Source organism: Streptomyces sp. 11x1 (assembly GCF_032598905.1).
GTDB lineage: Bacteria > Actinomycetota > Actinomycetes > Streptomycetales > Streptomycetaceae > Streptomyces.
The window spans coordinates 5289419-5309693 of record NZ_CP122458.1; the positions used below are offsets into that span (position 1 = coordinate 5289419).

A 20275-nucleotide genomic window follows, 5' to 3' on the forward strand; every position below is an offset into this window, starting at 1 on the left:
GCTACCCCCGGGACGCCCCGTGCCGCCCACGTGCTGCCGCGCCCATGCCCTTCAGGCGTTCGGACTCGATGGCAGCAGACGCCCTCCTGCGGGCCACGAGTGTCCACGCCAGAAGCCCGAGAACCAGCAGACTGCCCGCGCCGAGGCCGCCCGCCGCGACGACGGTCATGGCCAGTCGTCGGTCTCCACTGGCCAGGGAGTTCCCGGAGCCCTTCCCCTCGTCGGAATCCCCCGGGCCCCCTCCATCACCGCCGTCCCGGGAGCCCCCCTCCAGCGTGTCCCCCGTGATGCCGTTCTCCGCGGCCTCCCGATCCCCCTCGGTGACCTCGAAGACGCCGCGCGGCTCGGAGTCTCCCAGATATCCCGGCCCGGCTCCGGCCTCTCCCTCCAGCCGCACCCGTAGCGTCAAGCCGACCGGCTCGTCGCCGAACCGGTCGGCGACCGACGTCCCGAGGTGCAGTGCCAGGTAGTACCAGCCGGCGAACCGCATCCCGCCCACCTCGTCGTCGGGAGAGAAACGGTTCTCGTACACGACGGGCGGGAGCGGGTCCAGGGAGACGGAGCGCTGGTCACCCCCGTAGTTGGCCGTCCTGTCGTCCACCAGGCCGCGTACGGGGTTGTAGAGCGACATCACGAACGCGTTCCCGATGTAGCCGTCGCCCTCGGTCGTGCTGCCCAGTTCGGCGGTGGCCTGGAGTTGCTGCCCCCAGCCGACGGGCACCTTGTAGAAGAGGGTCTCCCCGGATCTGATGCCGACCTCGTCCTGCCAGACTCCCTGTGCCACGGGGCTCGCCGCGGCGAAGCCGCTCCCGCCGCGACGGGGCTCGGGGTCACCGGAGACAGCATCGGGGGAGGCGGAGTTCCAGCTCTGGGGAGCGCTCGTCGAACCGCCCTTCGTCACGGCGGGCTCCGAAACGAAGCCGAGCTCCAGCCCCCACTCCTCAGACGCACCCTCCGAGGGGGAACCCGTCACGGAGCCGGAAGCCGAACCGGAAGATGAGCCGGTCTCCGAGCCGGTCGCTGAGCCGGAGGCAGAGCCCGCGCTCGTCCCCGAACCGGCTCCGACAGCCGAGCCGACGCGTTCGACGACGACGTAGTACACCCCGGCCCCCTGGCACATGTACTCGTCGGTGCCGACCTCCCGCGAGGCCCAGGCTGTGACGGGGTGCGCGCTGCGGGTCGGTCCGAAGCGGGCGGTCTTGTAGGAGCAGCGATGTGCGTCGGCGTCCTGCACGGACACCCTGACCCCGTCCGCGGAGCCGACCGCCGAACCCTCCTCGGGCACGGCCGTGGCCGAAATGTACGCGTTGGTGGCGGCGCCGAGATCGAGACGGTAGTACAGCTTGCCGCCCGGCCCGATGGAGCTCCGGTAGGTCCTGCCGGCCGCCAGCCGCACGGCTCCCGTGCTGCTCGGGGCGCCCTCGACCGCCCTCGCGTCCTCGGCGTAGGAGTACGGGGCAGGCCCGTCGGCCGCCACGGCGGGCCCGGGCTGCGCCGTCGTCACGCACAGGACCGCTCCCACGGCCGTCCCGGCTCGCCACCAGACCGTGCGCCGCCCCATCAAGCGCCACCCCTCGTCGTAGACCGTGATGCGAGGCCCAGCCCTGTGGTCGCGGCCCCGAACGCGCCCATCCTGCCCGGCCATGCGGGCCGATGCCGGTGTTCCTGGGGACGAGCGGCTGAAAACAGCCCCTAACCGGACCGGCACCTTGCCATTGCAATCACATCGCTCGCTAGCGCGAATTCAAGTCCGGCGGAATTTCGCAAATGCCCCAGAAGCCGGGAGGGGTGCGGCCGAGCAACACAAAACCCCGGCCGCCAGGGCGGCCGGGGTCTGCTCTGAGACTGATGTCGACGTCACGAACCCGTGGGCACGGAGTCAGTCGCCTCCGTCCACAGATCCTGCTCGGCGCGATCCGCCTGGATCTGGCGGTACACGAGGAGCCCGCCGATGGCGGCCAGTGCGACCAGGAGAAGCTTCTTCACCGCGCGACCTCGTCTTTCCTTGACGTAGGGGACCTCTGGCGCCCGACTATACACACCGACCGATACCGATCGGTGACCTGCGTCGGCCCCTCAACTCCCGCAGGGAAGACCGCAGTAGAACCAGACGCCACTGTTCCGATCGCAGGTTCATCACACAGGTCCATCACATCTCGCACACCTTGGCGGATCCCACGGACCTCGACTTCCTGCAACTTTTCAGACCTCCCTGCAACTCCTCGGGTCTCCCTGCACCCATCCGAGTGGTGTTCATCCGAAGATCGACGCGCCATGAACGTCGGTCCGTGATTTCGAAGCCCACATACACATCATGAGGAAAGTACGCAAATCGCCCAACCCGAAAGTGAGGGGCCATGGCCCAGAACAAGGTCATGAAGCTGTGGACCGCCATCGTCACCGCCTTCCTCGCGCTGTGCACGGCGCTCGGACTCGTCACGACCACCGCCTCGGCGGCTGTACCGCAGACCGAGACCACCCGCACCTGCGCGGCCACCGCTGCGACCCCGGCGATGTCCCTCCCGGCCCGGCCCCACGACCGCGCCCTGCCCCCCACGATGAAACAGCGCATCCGCGCCGAGGCCCACGGCTCCTCCCCCTCCTGCCGCCGCCGCACGGCCCTGCACACGGCCACGGACACCGCCACGGACGTCGCCGGCCAGGCAGCGGCCCCGGAGGCACCTGTGCGTGAGCCCGAGCATCCAGGCGCACCTCTCCTGCGCTGAGCTGCGGCAGGCCAGGACAGACCCAGCGGCGATCTTGCGTACGACGCCCGCGGCAAGACCCTGAACAGCGAAGACCCTCAGCCGGACTCGGCTGAGGGTCTTTCCATGCGGCAGCGCGTTCGCGCGCAGCCCACGGGATACGCCGGGGCGGCCGGTGGAGGTGGCAAGAGAGCGAGTCGCAGCAAGTGGTCCGCTCCGACTCTGTGTTGGCGGATCAGGAGAGGAGGGGGCCGAGGCTGGAAGCCGTCCTGCCGCCCATCGCCGAGGTCCGCGGCACCCCACGTGTCACCCACGACAGCAAAGACCCCCAACCGCAACCGGCTGGGGGTCTTCTGTCTGGTGGGGCTAACAGGATTTGAACCTGTGGCCTCATCCTTATCAGGGATGCGCTCTAACCAACTGAGCTATAGCCCCGCCGCGCTCTGCGGTGTGTCCCGCGCGCTGACTCCTGAAGATTAGCGCACGACGTGGGCAGTCCCAAAATCGATACCCGCAGGGCGACCGCGACGCGGTGAGCCGCGCCTACTCGTCCTCGGCGAGCGTCAGCTCGACGCCGCCCACGAAGCCCGCGGAGAGGTTGTAGATGAAGGCTCCGAGGGTGGCCAGGGCGGTGGCGAGCACGACATCGATGACTGCGATGATCGTGGTGAAGATCAGCACGTTGGGCAGCGACAGGAACGCCTGCAGGTCGAATCCGTTGGACTCGTTCGAGCCGGTCGCCTCCGAGATGGTGGCGCCGACCGTCGAGAACACGCCCATCGCGTTCATGACCATCCACAGCACCGCCGCCGCGACGACCGTGCAGATGCCCAGGGCGATGGAGAGCAGGAAACTGACCTTCATCACGGACCACGGGTCGGCCTTGGACACCCGTAGCCGCGCCTTGCGCGTGCGCGGCGTCGTGCGTGCCCCCGTACGAGGCTTGCGGGAGGACGCCTCCGGAGCCGGCGCATAGGCCTGCGGCGGGTGATACGGGCCCGCCTGCTGCTGCGAGTGCCGCTCACCCGGCAGCGCGGAGCCGGCGGCCTGCGCCGGGGCCTGGGGCTGCGGCTGTGCCGCGGCGGCCGACGGACCGCCCTGACGGCCCGGCCCGGCCTGAGCCGCGGCCGGACTTCCGGACGCGGGCTTCTGGGCCTGCGGACCACGGGTGTCCGTCGCGGCCGCTCCCTGTGATCCCGGCTTCTCCGGCGCGGGCGCGGCCGCGTCGGTCGCGTCCGGCTTGATGGCCTTCAGCTGGGTCGTGTGCGTGTCCATCGCACGCGCGGCGGAGCCACGGCCGCCGCCGTCCGCCTCCGACCCGGTCGAAGTGCCGGCCGAAGTACCGGACGATCCGGCGCCCGTGGCTCCGCTCACGCTGACTCACTCCTCGTGCTACTCGGACGAGGGCGCCTCACCCTCGTCCGTACCGGTCGATGGGGCAGCCTCGACGGTCTCGTCGACAGCATCGTCGCCGTCGACCTCCTCCGCCTCCCGCCCCGCCTCGGCGTTGCGAGCGATACCGACCACGGCATCGCGCTTGCCCAGGTTGATCAGTTGGACGCCCATGGTGTCACGGCCGGTTTCCCTGATCTCGTTGACTCGCGTACGAATCACACCGCCCGACAGCGTGATGGCGAGGATCTCGTCGGTCTCCTCGACCACCAGCGCGCCGACGAGGGAACCGCGGTCCTCGACGATCTTGGCGGCCTTGATGCCGAGGCCGCCGCGACCCTGGACGCGGTACTCGTCGACGGCGGTCCGCTTCGCGTACCCGCCGTCTGTGGCAGTGAACACGAACGTACCGGGTCGAACAACATTCATCGAGAGCAGCTCGTCCCCCTCGCGGAAACTCATGCCCTTGACACCCGAGGTGGCACGGCCCATGGGCCGCAGCGCCTCGTCCGTCGCCGTGAAGCGGATCGACTGAGCCTTCTTGCTGATCAGAAGGATGTCGTCCTCTGCCGATACGAGTTCGGCTCCGATCAGTTCGTCATCGGAACCGTCCTCCTTCTCACGGAGGTTGATCGCGATGACACCGCCGGAACGGGGCGAATCGTAATCCTTCAGAGGCGTCTTCTTCACAAGACCGCCCTTGGTGGCGAGCACCAGATAGGGCGTGGCCTCGTAGTCGCGGATCGCGAGGATCTCGGCGATCGCCTCGTCCGGCTGGAAGGCCAGCAGGTTGGCGACGTGCTGTCCACGCGCGTCACGTCCGGCGTCGGGGAGCTCGTAGGCCTTGGCCCGGTAGACACGGCCCTTGTTGGTGAAGAACAGCAGCCAGTGGTGGGTCGTGGACACGAAGAAGTGGTCGACGATGTCGTCTTCCTTGAGCTTCGTGCCGCGAACGCCCTTGCCGCCGCGCTTCTGCGCCCGGTAGTCGACCGTCTTGGTGCGCTTGACGTAGCCGCCGCGCGAGACGGTGACGACGATGTCCTCCTCGGCGATGAGGTCCTCGATGGACATGTCGCCGTCGTAGGGGACCAGCATCGTCTTGCGGTCGTCGCCGTACTTCTCGACGATCGCGGCGAGTTCCGCGCTGACGATCCCGCGCTGACGCACGGGGGAGGCGAGGATCTCGTTGTACTCGCGGATCTTGGCCTGGAGTTCGTCGTGCTCCTGGATGATCTTCTGGCGCTCCAGGGCGGCCAGGCGGCGCAGCTGCATCTCGAGGATGGCGTTGGCCTGGATCTCGTCGATCTCCAGGAGGTCCATCAGGCCCGTGCGCGCGATGTCGACGGTGTCGCTGCGCCGGATCAGCGCGATGACCTCGTCGATGGCGTCCAGGGCCTTCAGCAGGCCGCGCAGGATGTGCGCGCGCTCCTCGGCCTTGCGCAGCCGGAACTTCGTACGGCGGACGATGACCTCGATCTGGTGCGTCACCCAGTGGCGGATGAACGCGTCCAGCGAGAGGGTCCGGGGCACGCCGTCGACCAGGGCCAGCATGTTGGCGCCGAAGTTGGTCTGCAGGTCGGTGTGCTTGTACAGGTTGTTCAGCACGACCTTGGCGACCGCGTCGCGCTTCAGAACGATGACCAGGCGCTGGCCGGTACGGGACGACGTCTCGTCGCGGACGTCCGCGATGCCGCCGATCTTGCCGTCCTTCACCAGGTCGGCGATCTTCTGCGCGAGGTTGTCCGGGTTGACCTGGTACGGCAGCTCCGTGACCACCAGGCACTGGCGGTTCTGGATTTCCTCGACCTCGACGACCGCGCGCATCGTGATGGAGCCGCGGCCCGTGCGGTAGGCCTCCTCGATGCCCTTGCGGCCGACCACGAGGGCACCGGTCGGGAAGTCGGGGCCCTTGATGCGCTCGATCAGCGCGTCCAGGAGGTCCTCGTGGGATGCCTCGGGGTTCTCCAGGTACCACTGGGCGCCGGCCGCGACCTCGCGGAGGTTGTGCGGCGGGATGTTCGTCGCCATACCGACCGCGATGCCCGCCGAGCCGTTGATCAGCAGGTTCGGGAAGCGGGCCGGCAGGACGGTCGGCTCCTGGGAGCGGCCGTCGTAGTTGTCCGTGAAGTCGACGGTCTCCTCGTCGATGTCGCGGACCATCTCCATCGACAGCGGCGCCATCTTGCACTCGGTGTAGCGCATGGCCGCCGCCGGGTCGTTGCCCGGCGAGCCGAAGTTGCCGTTGGAGTCCACCAGCGGCATCCGCATCGACCACGGCTGCGCGAGGCGGACCAGTGCGTCGTAGATCGAGGAGTCGCCGTGCGGGTGGTAGTTGCCCATGACGTCGCCGACGACGCGGGCGCACTTGTAGAAGCCCTTCTCGGGCCGGTAGCCGCCGTCGTACATGGCGTACAGGACACGGCGGTGGACGGGCTTGAGACCGTCGCGTACGTCGGGCAGCGCGCGGGACACGATGACGGACATCGCGTAGTCCAGGTACGAGCGCTGCATCTCCGTCTCGAGCCCGACGGGCTCGATGCGCACGGTCGTCTCGCCGGCGTCGTCAGGCGTGACGGTGGGGTTCTCGTCGGCCATTGCTGGTGGGGATCCTTCCTGGTGCGGTCAGCTGAGACCGACTCAGATGTCGAGGAAGCGGACGTCCTTGGCGTTGCGCTGGATGAACTGCCGCCGGGCCTCGACGTCCTCGCCCATGAGGACCGAGAACAGTTCGTCGGCCTGGGCGGCGTCGTCCAGCGTGACCTGGCCGAGTACCCGGTGGTCGACGTCCATGGTCGTGATGCGCAGTTCCTCGGCGTTCATCTCGCCGAGACCCTTGAAGCGCTGGATCGAGTCCTCCCTGACGCGCTTGCCGTTCTGCCGGCCCAGCTCGATCAGGGCGTCGCGCTCACGGTCCGAGTACGCGTACTCGAAGTCGTCCCGGCCCCACTTGATCTTGTACAGCGGGGGACGCGACAGGAACACGTGCCCGGCCTCGACCAGCGGCCGCATGAAGCGGAACAGGAAGGTCAGCAGCAGGGTGTTGATGTGCTGGCCGTCGACGTCGGCGTCCGCCATCAGGATGATCTTGTGATAGCGGAGCTTCGAGATGTCGAAGTCCTCGTGCACACCCGTGCCGAAGGCGGAGATCAGCGCCTGGATCTCCTGGTTCTGCAGGATCTTGTCGATCCGCGCCTTCTCGACGTTGAGGATCTTGCCGCGGATCGGGAGGATCGCCTGGTACTGCGGGTTGCGGCCGGACTTGGCCGAGCCGCCGGCGGAGTCACCCTCGACGATGAAGATCTCGCACTTGGTGGGGTCGTTCGACTGGCAGTCGCTCAGCTTGCCCGGCAGCGACGCCGTCTCCAACAGGCCCTTGCGGCGGGTCAGGTCACGCGCCTTACGGGCCGCCACGCGCGCGGTGGCCGCCTGGATGGACTTGCGGATGATGTCCGCGGCCTCGACCGGGTTGCGGTCCAGCCAGTCCGTCAGGTGCTCGTGGACGACCTTCTGCACGAAGGTCTTGGCCTCCGTGTTGCCCAGCTTGGTCTTGGTCTGGCCCTCGAACTGCGGCTCGCTCAGCTTGATCGAGATGATCGCGGTGAGACCCTCGCGGATGTCGTCACCCGTGAGGTTGTCGTCCTTCTCGCGGAGCAGCTTCTTGTCACGCGCGTAGCGGTTGATCAGACCGGTCATCGCGGCACGGAAGCCCTCTTCGTGCGTACCGCCCTCGTGCGTGTGGATGATGTTGGCGAAGGAGTACACGCCCTCGCTGTAACCACTGTTCCACTGCATCGCGACCTCGACGGACAGGGCCTTGTCCTTGTCCTCGGCCTCGAAGTCGATCACGGAGGGGTGCACCACGTCGCCCTTGCGGGAGTTGAGGTGCTTCACGAAGTCGACGATGCCGCCCTCGTAGTAGTACGAGACGGCCTTGACCTCGTGCTTCTCGTCCTCACCGGCCTCGTCCGCCCCGGCCGTGGCCTTCGCCGACTCGCGCTCGTCGGTGAGGTTGATCCTCAGCCCCTTGTTGAGGAACGCCATCTCCTGGAAGCGCCGCGAGAGCGTCTCGAAGGAGTAGTGGGTCGTCTCGAAGATGTCCGGGTCGGCCCAGAAGGTGACCGAGGTGCCGTGCTCCTCCGTGGCCTCGTGCTGGGCGAGCGGAGCGGTCGGGACGCCGAGCTTGTAGTCCTGCGTCCAGCGGTAGCCGTCCGTCTTGACCTCGACGGCCACCTTGGTCGACAGGGCGTTCACGACGGAGACGCCCACGCCGTGCAGACCGCCGGAGACCGCGTAGCCGCCGCCGCCGAACTTGCCGCCCGCGTGCAGGACGGTCAGCACGACCTCGACGGCCGGCTTGCCCTCGGACGGCACGATGCCCACCGGGATGCCGCGGCCGTTGTCGACGACCCGGACACCGCCGTCGGGAAGGATCGTCACGTCGATGGTGTCCGCGTGGCCTGCCAGGGCCTCGTCGACGGAGTTGTCCACGACCTCCTGCACGAGGTGGTGCAGGCCGCGCTCACCGGTCGAGCCGATGTACATGCCGGGCCGCTTGCGGACCGCGTCCAGCCCTTCGAGGACGGTGATGGCACTGGCGTCGTACGCCGAGGGAGAGGCCGCGGCCGTTCCGGCCAGGGCCTCGGTGGACGGGATGTTCTCGTTGGGGTTGCCGGAATCGGCCACGAAGCGCCCTTTCTGGCACAGCACAAGCCAGGCTCTTGGCGGGTTTGCCGGAGCGGCTGCGGCATGTTGCGGTGGAAGCCTTTGTCAGCGTTGCACAGTGTTTCCGAAGCGGTCCCCACGAATGGGGCGGGATTAGCTTCCAGTCTACCGGTAGCGCCGACAGTGATGGGGGTTTGCCGGTACCTGGGTCCGCATGTGCCGCCCTGAACCGGTCTCTCCCGACTCCCCATATGCGGAGCGGGGCTCCAAGAGGCTCACAGCGGCACTCAGCGCTTCCGGGTGTCAACCCTTTGCTACTCCCGGGTCAGGTCGACGTTCGCATCCGCATGCGAACGTCCGCGCCGAAGCGCACGGGCGCCCGCCGACGCTCGGAGGACCGCCGGTCATGGGCGCGGGAGCACCTGGAAATGTGACTACGGTCACCCGTAGGTATCGCCGGGACCCGTGCTTCCCGGGGCCCGCAGGGGACCGTAGCGACGGGCCGAGCCGGCGGGGCCGTGGACCTTGAGGAGCCGCACGGTGCCGTGGCCGAGGTCCTCGTTGAGCCGGGCGACCAGCTGCGGGGCGAGCAGCCGGACGTTCGTGGCCCAGGCGGTGGAGTCGCACCGCACGTGCAGGACCCGCTCGTCCTCGTCGTAGCGCTCGGGAACGCACCGTCTGGCCAGGTCGTCGCCGACGATCTGGGGCCAGCGCCCCATGACGCCGCCCACGGCGGCCGGCGTCTCCCAGCCCCTCTCGGTGATCAGCCTGTTGATGGCGGGGCCGAGCGGCATCGGGTCCCGGCCGTCGGCACGCGCGCCGGAGCGCAGTCCGGGGCCCCGTCGTGCCTGCTTCTGCTGCTGGGTGGCCTCGCCACGCGCGCGTGCGGCCTCCTTCGCGGCGCGCAGCGCCACGCGCGCGAGGTCAACGCCGGAGGGCTCGGGCGGCTCGGGAGTTGCGTCGGATCCGCTCATACGCGCTCCACCGTCCCGTCGGACACGGCGTACCGCGTCCCCGTCAGTACGCCCGGTACGTCGTCGTCGACCGCCGCGGTCACCAGGACCTGCTCGCCCGGCGCGACCAGCTCCGCCAGCCGCTCCCGCCGACGGGTGTCCAGCTCGGCGAAGACGTCGTCGAGGATCAGCACCGGTTCGTTGCCCTCGGCGCGCAGCAGGTCGTAGGAGGCGAGCCGCAGCGCCAGGGCGTACGACCAGGACTCACCGTGGGAGGCGTATCCCTTGGCCGGCAGCTGACCGAGCTTGAGGATCACGTCGTCGCGATGGGGTCCCACGAGTGTGACGCCCCGCTCGATCTCCTGCTTGCGGCTCTCGGTGAGGGCCGCCGTCAGCTGCTCGTACAGCTCCTCGCGCGCGTGCCCGACGAGGCCGGGCGAGGAGGGTTTGTACTCGAGGCCGACCGGGCCGCCGCCGGGCGCCAGCTGCTCGTACGCCTTGTCGGCGAGCGGCTGGATCGCGGCGACCAGATCGAGACGCTGGGCGAGCAGTTCCGCTCCCACGCGCGCGAGGTGCTGGTCCCAGACGTCGAGGGTGGACAGATCCATGGAGCGGCCGCCGTGCCGACGGGCCAACGCGGCCGTCTTGAGCAGGGTGTTGCGCTGCTTGAGGACCCGCTCGTAGTCGGAGCGCACCCCCGCCATGCGCGGGGCCCGCGCGGTGATCAGTTCGTCCAGGAAGCGCCGCCGCTCACCGGGGTCGCCCTTGACCAGCGCGAGGTCCTCCGGCGCGAACAGCACCGTCCGGACGATGCCGAGGACGTCGCGTGGCCTGACCTGCGAGGACCTGTTGACCCGGGCGCGGTTGGCCTTGCCGGGGTTCAGCTCCAACTCGACCAGCTGTTGCCGTTCGCCCTGTCGCACCTGTGCCCGGATCACCGCGCGGTCGGCGCCCATGCGGACCAGGGGCGCGTCCGACGAGACCCGGTGACTGCCAAGGGTCGCGAGATAGCCGACCGCCTCGACCAGGTTGGTCTTCCCCTGCCCGTTGGGGCCGACGAACGCGGTGACGCCCGGGTCGAGCGGGACCTCGACCCGGGCGTACGAGCGGAAGTCGGCCAGTGACAGGTGCGTGACGTGCATGGTCGGGTGCCGACCTCCCCCAGGGTTGTGGACCACCGTGCGGCCCTGTGGACGACTTCTCGTCGACCGTAGTGCGGTCGTCGTTGTCTTCTGTGCCGTGCGTTGCTTGTCGCCGTGGGCTACTTCTTCTCGACCGCGTGGCCGCCGAACTGGTTCCGCAGCGCCGCGATCATCTTCATCTGCGGAGAGTCCTCCTGGCGCGACGCGAACCGCGCGAAGAGGGAGGCCGTGATCGCGGGCAGCGGCACGGCGTGGTCGATGGCGGCCTCCACGGTCCACCGGCCCTCGCCGGAGTCCTGCGCAAAGCCCTTCAGACCGTCCAGGTGCTCGTCCTCGTCGAGGGCATTCACCGCCAGGTCAAGGAGCCAGGAGCGGATGACCGTGCCCTCCTGCCAGGAACGGAAGACCTCGCGGACGTCCGTCACAGAGTCGACCTTCTCCAGGAGCTCCCAGCCCTCGGCATAGGCCTGCATCATCGCGTACTCGATGCCGTTGTGGACCATCTTCGCGAAGTGCCCGGCGCCGACCTTGCCGGCGTGTACCGCGCCGAGGTCGCCTTTGGGCTTCAGCGCGTCGAAGACCGGTCGTACCTTGGCAACGTTCTCCGCGTCGCCGCCGTACATCAGCGCGTAGCCGTTCTCCAAACCCCAGACGCCGCCGGAGACCCCACAGTCGACGAAGCCGATGCCCTTGGCCGCCAGCTCCTCGGCGTGCTTCTCGTCGTCGGTCCAGCGGGAGTTCCCACCGTCCACGACGACGTCACCGGGCTCCAGCAGCTCGGCCAGCTCGTCGACGGTCGACTGGGTGGCGGCACCGGCCGGGACCATCACCCACACGACCCGCGGGCCCTTGAGCTTGCCCACAAGCTCTTCGAGGCTGTGGACATCGGCGAGATCCGGGTTCCGGTCGTATCCGATGACGGTGTGGCCGGCGCGGCGTATCCGCTCGCGCATGTTGCCGCCCATCTTGCCGAGGCCGACGAGACCGAGCTCCATCAGTTGTTCCTTAGGTTGCGACGTGGCAGGAGGGCACCTGGACTGCGTACCCACGCACGAGCCTAAACCCGGACGCTCACGCACACCTGTGGGCATACCCGCTCATAAGTACACCCCTACCTGCGGCTTCGCGCCGAGGGCCCGGTGATCCACCGGGCCCCACAGCGCTGTGGACGACCTCCGCGGCTCGGCCGCGGCGGCGTCCGCCCGGTCAGCCGCTGAGCCGCACCGGCATGATCAGGTACTTGTAGGCCTCGTCAGCCTCGGCGTCCACGGCCGGCTTGCCGCTGAGCAGCGCGGGCTTGGTGGACGTCGTGAACGACAGCTGGGCCACCGGGGAGTCGATGGCGCTCAGGCCGTCCAGCAGGAACGTCGGGTTGAAGGCGATCGAGATGTCGTCGCCCTCCAGCTGGGCGTCGACCCTTTCCACAGCCTGTGCGTCGTCGCTGGAGCCGGCCTCCAGGATCAGCACGCCCTGCTCGAAGCTCAGCCGCACCGGGGTGTTCCGCTCGGCGACCAGCGCGACGCGCTTGACGGCTTCGACGAAGGGCGCGGTCTCGATGACGGCCACGCTGTTGAACTCCGTCGGGAAGAGGGTGCGGTACTTCGGGAGGTCGCCCTCCAGCAGCCGCGTGGTCGTACGACGGCCCGCTCCCTCGAAACCGATCAGGCCTTCCCCGGAGCCCGAGCCGGAGAGCGCCAGGATGACGCTGTCGCCGCTCGTGAGGGCCTTGGCGGTGTCCAGGAGCGTCTTGGCGGGCACCAGGGCGACCGCGGACGCCTCGGGGTTCTCCGGCTTCCACAGGAACTCGCGGACCGCGAAGCGGTAGCGGTCGGTGGAGGCCAGCGTGACCGTGTCGCCCTCGATCTCGATGCGCACACCGGTGAGGACGGGCAGCGTGTCGTCACGACCGGCGGCGATGGCCACCTGGGCGGCGGCTGAGGCGAAGACCTCGCCCGGGACGGTGCCCGTGGCGTTCGGCATCTGCGGCAGCGACGGGTACTCCTCCACAGGCAGTGTGTGGAGGGTGAACCGCGAGGAGCCGCAGACGACCGTCGCCCGTACACCGTCTGTGGAGATCTCCACCGGGCGGTTGGGGAGGGCGCGGCAGATGTCGGCGAGCAGGCGGCCGGAGACGAGCACCGTGCCCTCCTCGTCGACCTCGGCCTCCACGGACACCCGCGCGGAGACCTCGTAGTCGAAGCTGGAGAGGCTCAGCTGGCCTTCCTCGGCCTTCAGAAGGAGGCCGGCGAGGACCGGCGCCGGCGGACGGGCCGGGAGGCTGCGCGCCGCCCAGGCAACTGCCTCCGCGAGTACGTCGCGTTCCACCCGGATCTTCACTGTTGCCGCCTCCTGCTGTTGCCGGCGCTTCTCGCCCTGCCTGGCTTCGTCGTCTGTCTCGGTGTCGCTGGCTCCTGTGACGGGAAGGACACCGGGGAACAGTCTGACGCACACCACTGACACTCGGAGCCTCTCGGGGTCAAGTCGTGACGAGGCGCGGTCAGGCAGCCGAGAGCGAGTTGTGCACAGGACCCTCTTCGAAACGGATTCCCAGCTCTCTCTAGTTGGGAGTAGTAGTAGGGCCTGTGGAAACCGTGGATAACCCCGTTTTCGCAGCTCAGGCGGCAAATTTTGTCCACCGCGCCTGTGGGCGGAGGCGGTGGACAACCCGGGGTCTCTGTGGAGAACGGAAAGTTCTGCACACACCGTGCACAGCCCCGGGGCACTTCTCCCCAGCGGCGTCCCCAGGTTTACCCGTCTTTCCCACAACCCAACCAGGCAACTTCGTGTGACGCCTTTCACTCGACACGGTGAGGAGGCGCGTGGGCTTGCCGAACAGTGGACAGGCATGTGGAGAAGCCGACGGTCACTGGGGACAACCAGCCGCAGCCTGTGGGTCGTCGGTGGACAACTCCGTCCACAGTCTGTGGATCACCGCTTCGTCCACAGACTGTGGAGATCTTTCGTCCACCGATCCACAGGGGGGTGACCTGGCCCGATGATCTCTCAACAGCCCGCCCTGTGGACACGATCTGTATAACTTCCCGGTCCCCAGGGTGTGGACGGCAGAAAGTCCCCGAATCTGTGGAGGAAGGCCGTGACGCCGCAGGTAATCGAACACCTGATGACGGGACGGCGACGGACTTGGCCGCTCCGGAGCCGATCGCACCCGTCGAAGAGAGGGATCGACGCCGCCCGGAAACGCCGAGGGCGCCCTCGGGAACTCGTTCCGGGGCGCCCTCAGCGATGTACGACGGCGTTCTGACCGCCGTACGGCAGCCGTTTCGTCGTCGGCTGTGTCGGGGTCGGCCGTGTCAGTGGTCGGCTGTATCGCCGGCTCTGTCGTCAGCCGTTCTTGATGCGGTTCGTCAGCTCCGTCACCTGGTTGTAGATGGACCGGCGCTCGGCCATGAGCGCGCGGATCTTGCGATCGGCGTGCATGACGGTGGTGTGGTCCCGGTTGCCGAACTGCGCGCCGATCTTGGGCAGCGACAGATCGGTCAGCTCACGGCACAGATACATGGCGATCTGGCGGGCCGTGACGAGGGCGCGGCCGCGCGAGGTGCCGCACAGGTCCTCCACCGTGAGCCCGAAGTAGTCGGCCGTGGCGCCCATGATCGCGGTGGCGGTGATCTCCGGGGACGCGTTCTCGCCGCCCGGGATCAGGTCCTTGAGGACGATCTCGGTCAGACCGAGATCGACCGGCTGCCGGTTGAGCGACGCGAACGCCGTCACCCGGATCAGCGCGCCCTCCAGCTCGCGGATGTTGCGCGAGATACGGGAGGCGATGAACTCCAGCACCTCCGGCGGGGCGTTGAGCTGCTCCTGGACTGCCTTCTTGCGGAGGATCGCGATCCGCGTCTCCAGCTCCGGCGGCTGGACGTCGGTGATCAGACCCCACTCGAAACGGTTCCGCAGCCGGTCCTCCAGGGTCACCAGCTGCTTCGGCGGCCGGTCGCTGGAGAGCACGATCTGTTTGTTCGCGTTGTGGAGCGTGTTGAAGGTGTGGAAGAACTCCTCCTGCGTCGACTCCTTGTCCGCCAGGAACTGGATGTCGTCCACGAGCAGGATGTCCATCTCGCGGTACCGCTTGCGGAAGCTGTCGCCCTTGCCGTCGCGGATGGAGTTGATGAACTCGTTGGTGAACTCCTCCGAACTCACGTACCGCACGCGCGTGCCCGGGTAGAGGCTGCGCGCGTAGTGCCCGATCGCGTGCAGCAGGTGAGTCTTGCCGAGGCCCGACTCCCCATAGATGAAAAGGGGGTTGTACGCCTTGGCCGGCGCCTCGGCGACGGCCACCGCGGCCGCGTGCGCGAAGCGGTTCGAGGCGCCGATGACGAAGGTGTCGAAGAGGTACTTCGGGTTCAGGCGTGCCGTCGGCTCACCCGGGCCGGGGGCCGGTGCGGGCTGCGCCGCCAGCGGGCCGGGCGCACTGCTGGCCGGACCACCCCGGTGCACGTGTCCCGAACCCGGCGGCGGGTCGGGGAGCTCTCGTCGGTCCGGTCGCGGGTAGTCGGAGTCGGCGCCGGGCCGGTCGTAGTCGCCGCGGGGCTGGTCGTAGTCGGGGCGTCCGGAGTCGTACTCGGGGCGCTGGTCGTACGGACGCCTGTCCGTCGACTGCGAGCGGTAGTCCGACGAGGGCGAAGCGTAGGGGTCCCGCTCCGGGAAGCCGAGCCTCTGCTGCTGCCAGCCGTAGTCGTCCTGCGACGGCCGCGGCCAGGCGCCCGGCTCGGGCCGCTGGTACTCGGACGGATACGCGGGACGCGCGGTCGGAAGTTGGTCCGAGCGGCCGGAGGGCTGCTGGTCCGAGCGCGGGGGCGGCAGCAGGTCGCCGGGGCCGCCGCCCGGCTGGTCGCCGCGTCCCGGTCCACGATCGGCGGCCCGGTGGCGGCCGTACCCCTCGTAAGGATCGCGTCCCTGGCTGTCGTACCCGCTCGGACTCTCGTAGGTGTTCTGCGCCTCGTACCCGCCGCGCGCCTCGCGCCCCTGGCTGTCGTACGAGTCCCTGCTGTCGTAGGACTCGCGGTTCTGGGCCGGAACGGAAGGGAGCTCGGGCTCCTCGAAGCGGTGCTGGACCGGCGGGAGCGGCTGCTCGCCGACGGAGCTGTCGACGGTGATCGCGATCCGGATCGGACGACCGCACTCCCGGCTCAGCGTCTCGCTCACGATCGGCGCGAGACGGCCCTCGAGTACGCCCTTCGCGAACTCGTTGGGTACGGCGAGAAGTGCCGTGTCCGCGACCAGGGCGAGCGGCTGGCAGCGCTTGATCCAGCGCTCGTCCTTCACCTCGACGCCCTGGCCCTGGCCCTCACCCAGAAGCTTTTCCAGTACGCGTGGCCACACTGCGGCAAGATCGGCAGGTACGTCAGCCACAGGGCACGCTCTCTCACAGGTCCCACGAACGTGTGGTTCTGGGACAGGTCGGTTTGGAACTCGGGTGGGGCACTCGGAACGAGGTGCTGGTGGGCGGGTCGGGGCCCAACAGCCAAAGCAAAGGGAACGAATCGGAGTTCAGCACGGTAGTCACGGCGACCGGTGCGGTTCAAGTTGTTGTCCCCAGCCTGTGGATAGTGTCTCCCCGTGGCCGCTGGTTTGACCGGATGGCGTAGCCGCGCGTACCGTAACCAGGTCGAGTTGTCGATGGCTGCTGCCGCCTGCCTCCGATGGGCACAGGTCACGTCAGGTGATCGGACAGCGGTGCACTCGGGCGTTGATACGAGCTACTCGTGGGCGCACGGTGACAGCCAGGACGGCACCCGCAAACACCGATTTCTTTCTGGAGCCCCCGAGTGAGCAAGCGCACCTTCCAGCCGAACAACCGTCGTCGCGCGAAGACCCACGGCTTCCGCCTGCGGATGCGTACCCGTGCCGGTCGCGCGATTCTCGCGAACCGCCGCAGCAAGGGTCGCGCCAGCCTGTCCGCCTGATCCTGATCAGGTCATGACGTCGTGCTGCCTACCGAGCATCGGCTGAGGCGGCGCGAGGACTTCGCGACCGCGGTACGACGAGGACGCCGGGCCGGACGCCCTCTCCTCGTCGTTCACCTACGTAGCGGTGCCACGGACCCGCACGCGCCTGGGGAGAGCGCTCCCCCGACGCGTGCGGGTTTCGTCGTGAGCAAGGCCGTCGGTGGTTCGGTTGTGCGCAACAAGGTGAAGCGCAGGCTTCGCCATCTGATGCGCGATCGAGTCGCCCTGTTTCCCCCCGGTAGCCTGGTAGTCGTACGAGCGCTGCCCGGAGCGGGTGACGCCGACCACGTACAACTGGCCCAAGACCTGGATGCCGCCATAGGGCGGCTGCTGGGAGGGGGCGCACGATGAAGTACCCGCTGCTGGCGCTGATCAAGCTGTACCAGTGGACGATCAGTCCGCTGCTCGGGCCGGTGTGCAAGTACTACCCGTCGTGCTCCCACTACGGCTTCACGGCCATCGACCGGCACGGTGCGATCAAGGGAACGGCACTCACCGCCTGGCGCATCCTGCGGTGCAATCCGTGGTCGCTCGGCGGTGTGGATCATGTCCCGCCGCGCAAGCGCCCACGGTGGCACGAGATGTTGCGTGACGCCTGGCGTGCACGCAAGGGCGGGACCTCCGCCGCCGAACCGGCCACCGAGGGGCACGTCTCCTCGGGCCCGGCCGCAGAGACCCCGTCCCATGCCCAAGGAGCATGATTAGTGGACACGATTGCCAGCCTCTTCAGCTTCATCACGACACCTGTCTCCTGGGTCATCGTCCAGTTCCACAAGGTGTACGGCGCCCTCTTCGGCGCTGACACCGGGTGGGCCTGGGGCCTGTCCATCGTGTCCTTGGTGATCCTGATCCGTATCTGCCTGATCCCGCTCTTCGTGAAGCAGATCAAGGCGACCCGGGCGATGCAGACGCTGCAGCCCGAGATGAAGAAGATCCAGGAGCGCTACAAGAACGACAAACAGCGTCAGTCCGAAGAGATGATGAAGCTGTACAAGGAGACGGGCACCAACCCGCTCTCCTCGTGCCTTCCCATCCTGGCGCAGTCACCGTTCTTCTTCGCCCTGTACCACGTGCTCAACAGCATCGCGAACAACGACACCATCGGTGTCATCAACGAGAGCCTGCTGGAGAGCGCGCAGAAGGCGCACATCTTCGGTGCCCCCCTGGCCGCGACCTTCACGGACAGCGCTGCCGAGGCCGCCGCACTCGACGCCTCGATCACCACGGTCCGGATCGTCACCGCGATCATGATCGTCCTGATGTCGGCGTCGCAGTTCTACACGCAGCGTCAGCTGATGACGAAGAACGTCGACACCACGGTGAAGACGCCGTTCATGCAGCAGCAGAAGATGCTGATGTACATCTTCCCGATCATGTTCGCCGTCTTCGGCATCAACTTCCCGGTCGGTGTCCTCGTCTACTGGCTGACCACCAACGTGTGGACCATGGGCCAGCAGATGTACGTCATCCACAACAACCCGACCCCGGGTTCCAAGGCTCAGGCGTCCTACCTCGAGCGCCTCGCCAAGCACATCACGCGGCACGGCAAGACCCGTAACCGCCGTGAGCGCGCCATCGTCAAGGCGATCGTCGCCAAGGGCCGTGACCGCAACGAGTACGAGCGGAAGTTCATCACCGGCCTGGGCAAGGAGGGCCTCGCGGCCCAGAGCGACGGCACCGTGATCAAGAGCGAGGTCTCCGTCGCCACCATCGAGGACGGTACGTCGGCGGCCCCCAAGCGCCAGCAGCCGAAGCGCCAGACCAAGGCGCAGCGTCAGTCCGGCGGCGCGAAGACCGCCGACGACACCGATCCGAAGACCGAGCCCACGTCCCTGAGCAAGTCGGACGAGCCGGAGGACGCCAAGCCGGCGGCCGCTGCCAAGAAGGTCGCGCCCAAGCCCGGTGCCGGCGGCCGCAGCAAGGCTCAGTCCGGTCAGCGTAAGGGTCAGCAGCGCCCCAAGTCCCCGTCCAAGAAGTAAGAAGGAGTCCATCCCGTGACGGAAGGCACCACCTCCGCCGCCTCCGAGGGTGGCGACACCCTGACCCGCCTGGAGCAGGAGGGTGAGATCGCGGCGGACTACCTGGAAGGTCTGCTGGACATCGCCGACCTCGACGGCGACATCGACATGGACGTCGAGGCCGACCGTGCCTCTGTCTCGATCATCAGCGATTCCGGTAGCCGTGATCTGAGCAAGCTCGTCGGCCGAGAGGGCGAGGTGCTTGAGGCGCTCCAGGAGCTCACACGCCTGGCCGTGCACCGCGAGACCGGTGACCGCAGCCGTCTGATGCTGGACATCGCCGGGTACCGGGCCAAGAAGCGCGCCGAGCTCTCCGAGCTGGGTGCCAAGGCGGCGGCCGAGGCCAAGAGCACGGGCGAGCCTGTGAAGATGCAGCCGATGACGCCCTTCGAGCGCAAGGTTGTGCACGACGCGGTCAAGTCCGCCGGTCTGCGCAGCGAGTCCGAGGGCGAGGAGCCGCAACGCTTCGTCGTCGTCCTGCCTGCCTGATTCGGTACCAACGCTTCTCCGGCCCCGTCTGCCTGCAGGCGGGGCCGAACTTTGTCAGCCTGTTGTTCTGGTGTCAGCGCCCAGTGCGCTCTTGCGGTACGGAAGGACGGTCCCCGTGACGGAGGCAGTGGAGCTCCCCCCTGCGCCCGAGCAGGCGCGCGACGTATTCGGTGATCGCTACGCGGACGCGGTCCGATACGCCGAGCTCCTGGCTGAGGCGGGAGTACAGCGCGGGCTCATCGGCCCGAGGGAGGTACCCCGTCTATGGGAGAGGCACCTGCTGAACTGCGCGGTGCTCTCTGAGGTCGTGCCCGAGGGGGTGACGGTGTGCGATGTCGGCTCCGGTGCCGGGCTGCCCGGTATCCCGCTGGCCCTCGTCCGGAACGATCTGAAGATCACGCTGCTGGAGCCCCTGCTGCGGCGCACGAACTTCCTGACCGAGGTGGTTGAGCTCCTGGGCCTCGACCATGTGACTGTCGTTCGTGGCCGAGCCGAGGAAGTCCTGGGGACGCTGCAGCCCGTCCACGTGGTGACGGCACGAGCGGTGGCACCGTTGGACCGCCTGGCCGGCTGGGGTATCCCGCTGCTGCGCCCGTACGGGGAGATGCTGGCGCTCAAGGGCGACACCGCGGAAGAGGAGCTGAAGAGCGCCGCCACCGCCCTGAGCAAGCTCGGCGCGGTGGAGACCTCCATCCACCATGTGGGTGAGGGCGTGGTCGAACCGCTGTCCACGGTCGTCCGGGTGGAGGTCGGGGAGAGCCCCGGAGGAGTGCGCTTCGCCGCCAAGCGGGCGAAGGCCGCTCGGTCAGGTCGAGTACGGCGTCGCCGCTAGGCACTCATCTGGACGTTCGCTGATCCGTCCTGACGACGAGTCGTACTCCACACAAGCTTCCAAACCGATGCATCTCGGAGTGTCGCGCAAGCCTGGCCTGTGCTGCTGGGCATCGT

General features: G+C 68.3%; 17 protein-coding genes and 1 tRNA gene. 7 read left to right on the forward strand and 11 right to left on the reverse strand.

Going from position 1 to position 20275, the window contains the following annotated elements; genetic code table 11:
- Position 1: 1 nt before the first annotated feature.
- Positions 2–1561, reverse strand: coding sequence for a hypothetical protein (locus P8T65_RS23160; RefSeq protein WP_316727187.1), 1560 nt, complete (start codon positions 1559–1561; stop codon positions 2–4).
- Between the two features lie 296 nt (positions 1562–1857).
- The gene (locus P8T65_RS23165) at positions 1858–1986 is read right to left on the reverse strand and encodes a DLW-39 family protein (RefSeq protein WP_003999697.1); all 129 of its coding nucleotides are present in this window, start codon (positions 1984–1986) and stop codon (positions 1858–1860) included.
- A gap of 371 nt (positions 1987–2357) precedes the next feature.
- On the opposite strand from P8T65_RS23165, the gene P8T65_RS23170 reads away from it, so the two are divergent.
- Positions 2358–2726, forward strand: coding sequence for a DUF6344 domain-containing protein (locus P8T65_RS23170; RefSeq protein ID WP_316727188.1), 369 nt, complete (start codon positions 2358–2360; stop codon positions 2724–2726).
- A 337-nt stretch (positions 2727–3063) separates the two neighbouring features.
- Here P8T65_RS23170 and P8T65_RS23175 read toward each other — a convergent pair.
- The 9 genes from P8T65_RS23175 to dnaA all read right to left on the reverse strand — a co-directional run bounded on the left by P8T65_RS23175 (position 3064) and on the right by dnaA (position 16224).
- Positions 3064–3140: transfer RNA gene (locus P8T65_RS23175), tRNA-Ile, on the reverse strand.
- Between the two features lie 108 nt (positions 3141–3248).
- Positions 3249–4079, reverse strand: coding sequence for a DUF3566 domain-containing protein (locus P8T65_RS23180; RefSeq protein ID WP_316727189.1), 831 nt, complete (start codon positions 4077–4079; stop codon positions 3249–3251).
- 18 nt (positions 4080–4097) lie between these two features.
- A complete protein-coding gene (gene gyrA / locus P8T65_RS23185) occupies positions 4098–6692 on the reverse strand; it encodes a DNA gyrase subunit A (protein WP_316727190.1) in 2595 nt (864 codons plus the stop codon).
- Positions 6693–6734: 42 nt separating this feature from the next.
- On the reverse strand, positions 6735–8804 hold the full coding sequence (gene gyrB, locus P8T65_RS23190; RefSeq protein WP_316727191.1) for a DNA topoisomerase (ATP-hydrolyzing) subunit B: 2070 nt from the start codon (positions 8802–8804) through the stop codon (positions 6735–6737).
- A gap of 395 nt (positions 8805–9199) precedes the next feature.
- A complete protein-coding gene (locus P8T65_RS23195; protein WP_316727192.1) occupies positions 9200–9733 on the reverse strand; it encodes a DciA family protein in 534 nt (177 codons plus the stop codon).
- The gene (recF, locus tag P8T65_RS23200) at positions 9730–10854 is read right to left on the reverse strand and encodes a DNA replication/repair protein RecF (RefSeq protein WP_184906344.1); all 1125 of its coding nucleotides are present in this window, start codon (positions 10852–10854) and stop codon (positions 9730–9732) included. Before recF ends, P8T65_RS23195 begins: the two co-directional genes overlap by 4 nt.
- Before the next feature lie 119 nt (positions 10855–10973).
- Positions 10974–11849, reverse strand: a complete 876-nt coding sequence (gnd, locus tag P8T65_RS23205) for a phosphogluconate dehydrogenase (NAD(+)-dependent, decarboxylating) (protein WP_316727193.1) — start codon at positions 11847–11849, stop codon at positions 10974–10976.
- A gap of 211 nt (positions 11850–12060) precedes the next feature.
- Positions 12061–13191 carry a DNA polymerase III subunit beta gene (dnaN, locus tag P8T65_RS23210; RefSeq protein ID WP_037689673.1) on the reverse strand — a complete coding sequence of 377 codons (1131 nt, stop codon included), beginning with the start codon at positions 13189–13191 and terminating at the stop codon, positions 12061–12063.
- A gap of 1005 nt (positions 13192–14196) precedes the next feature.
- Positions 14197–16224 carry a chromosomal replication initiator protein DnaA gene (gene dnaA / locus P8T65_RS23215; protein ID WP_316727194.1) on the reverse strand — a complete coding sequence of 676 codons (2028 nt, stop codon included), beginning with the start codon at positions 16222–16224 and terminating at the stop codon, positions 14197–14199.
- 416 nt (positions 16225–16640) lie between these two features.
- Between dnaA and rpmH the strand changes: the two genes are divergently transcribed.
- The 6 genes from rpmH to rsmG all read left to right on the forward strand — a co-directional run bounded on the left by rpmH (position 16641) and on the right by rsmG (position 20159).
- A complete protein-coding gene (gene rpmH / locus P8T65_RS23220) occupies positions 16641–16778 on the forward strand; it encodes a 50S ribosomal protein L34 (RefSeq protein ID WP_005482975.1) in 138 nt (45 codons plus the stop codon).
- Positions 16779–16799: 21 nt separating this feature from the next.
- Positions 16800–17171, forward strand: a complete 372-nt coding sequence (gene rnpA, locus P8T65_RS23225) for a ribonuclease P protein component (RefSeq protein WP_078853524.1) — start codon at positions 16800–16802, stop codon at positions 17169–17171.
- Positions 17168–17521 (forward strand): membrane protein insertion efficiency factor YidD, encoded by a 354-nt coding sequence (gene yidD / locus P8T65_RS23230; protein ID WP_316727195.1) that lies wholly within the window; start codon positions 17168–17170, stop codon positions 17519–17521. The genes rnpA and yidD overlap by 4 nt, the downstream gene beginning before the upstream one ends.
- A gap of 3 nt (positions 17522–17524) precedes the next feature.
- Positions 17525–18799, forward strand: a complete 1275-nt coding sequence (gene yidC / locus P8T65_RS23235; RefSeq protein ID WP_316727196.1) for a membrane protein insertase YidC — start codon at positions 17525–17527, stop codon at positions 18797–18799.
- A gap of 15 nt (positions 18800–18814) precedes the next feature.
- Positions 18815–19327 carry a R3H domain-containing nucleic acid-binding protein gene (locus tag P8T65_RS23240; RefSeq protein ID WP_184906354.1) on the forward strand — a complete coding sequence of 171 codons (513 nt, stop codon included), beginning with the start codon at positions 18815–18817 and terminating at the stop codon, positions 19325–19327.
- 115 nt (positions 19328–19442) lie between these two features.
- Positions 19443–20159: a 16S rRNA (guanine(527)-N(7))-methyltransferase RsmG gene (gene rsmG / locus P8T65_RS23245; protein WP_184906356.1), complete on the forward strand. Its 717-nt coding sequence runs from the start codon at positions 19443–19445 to the stop codon at positions 20157–20159.
- Positions 20160–20275 lie beyond the last annotated feature (116 nt).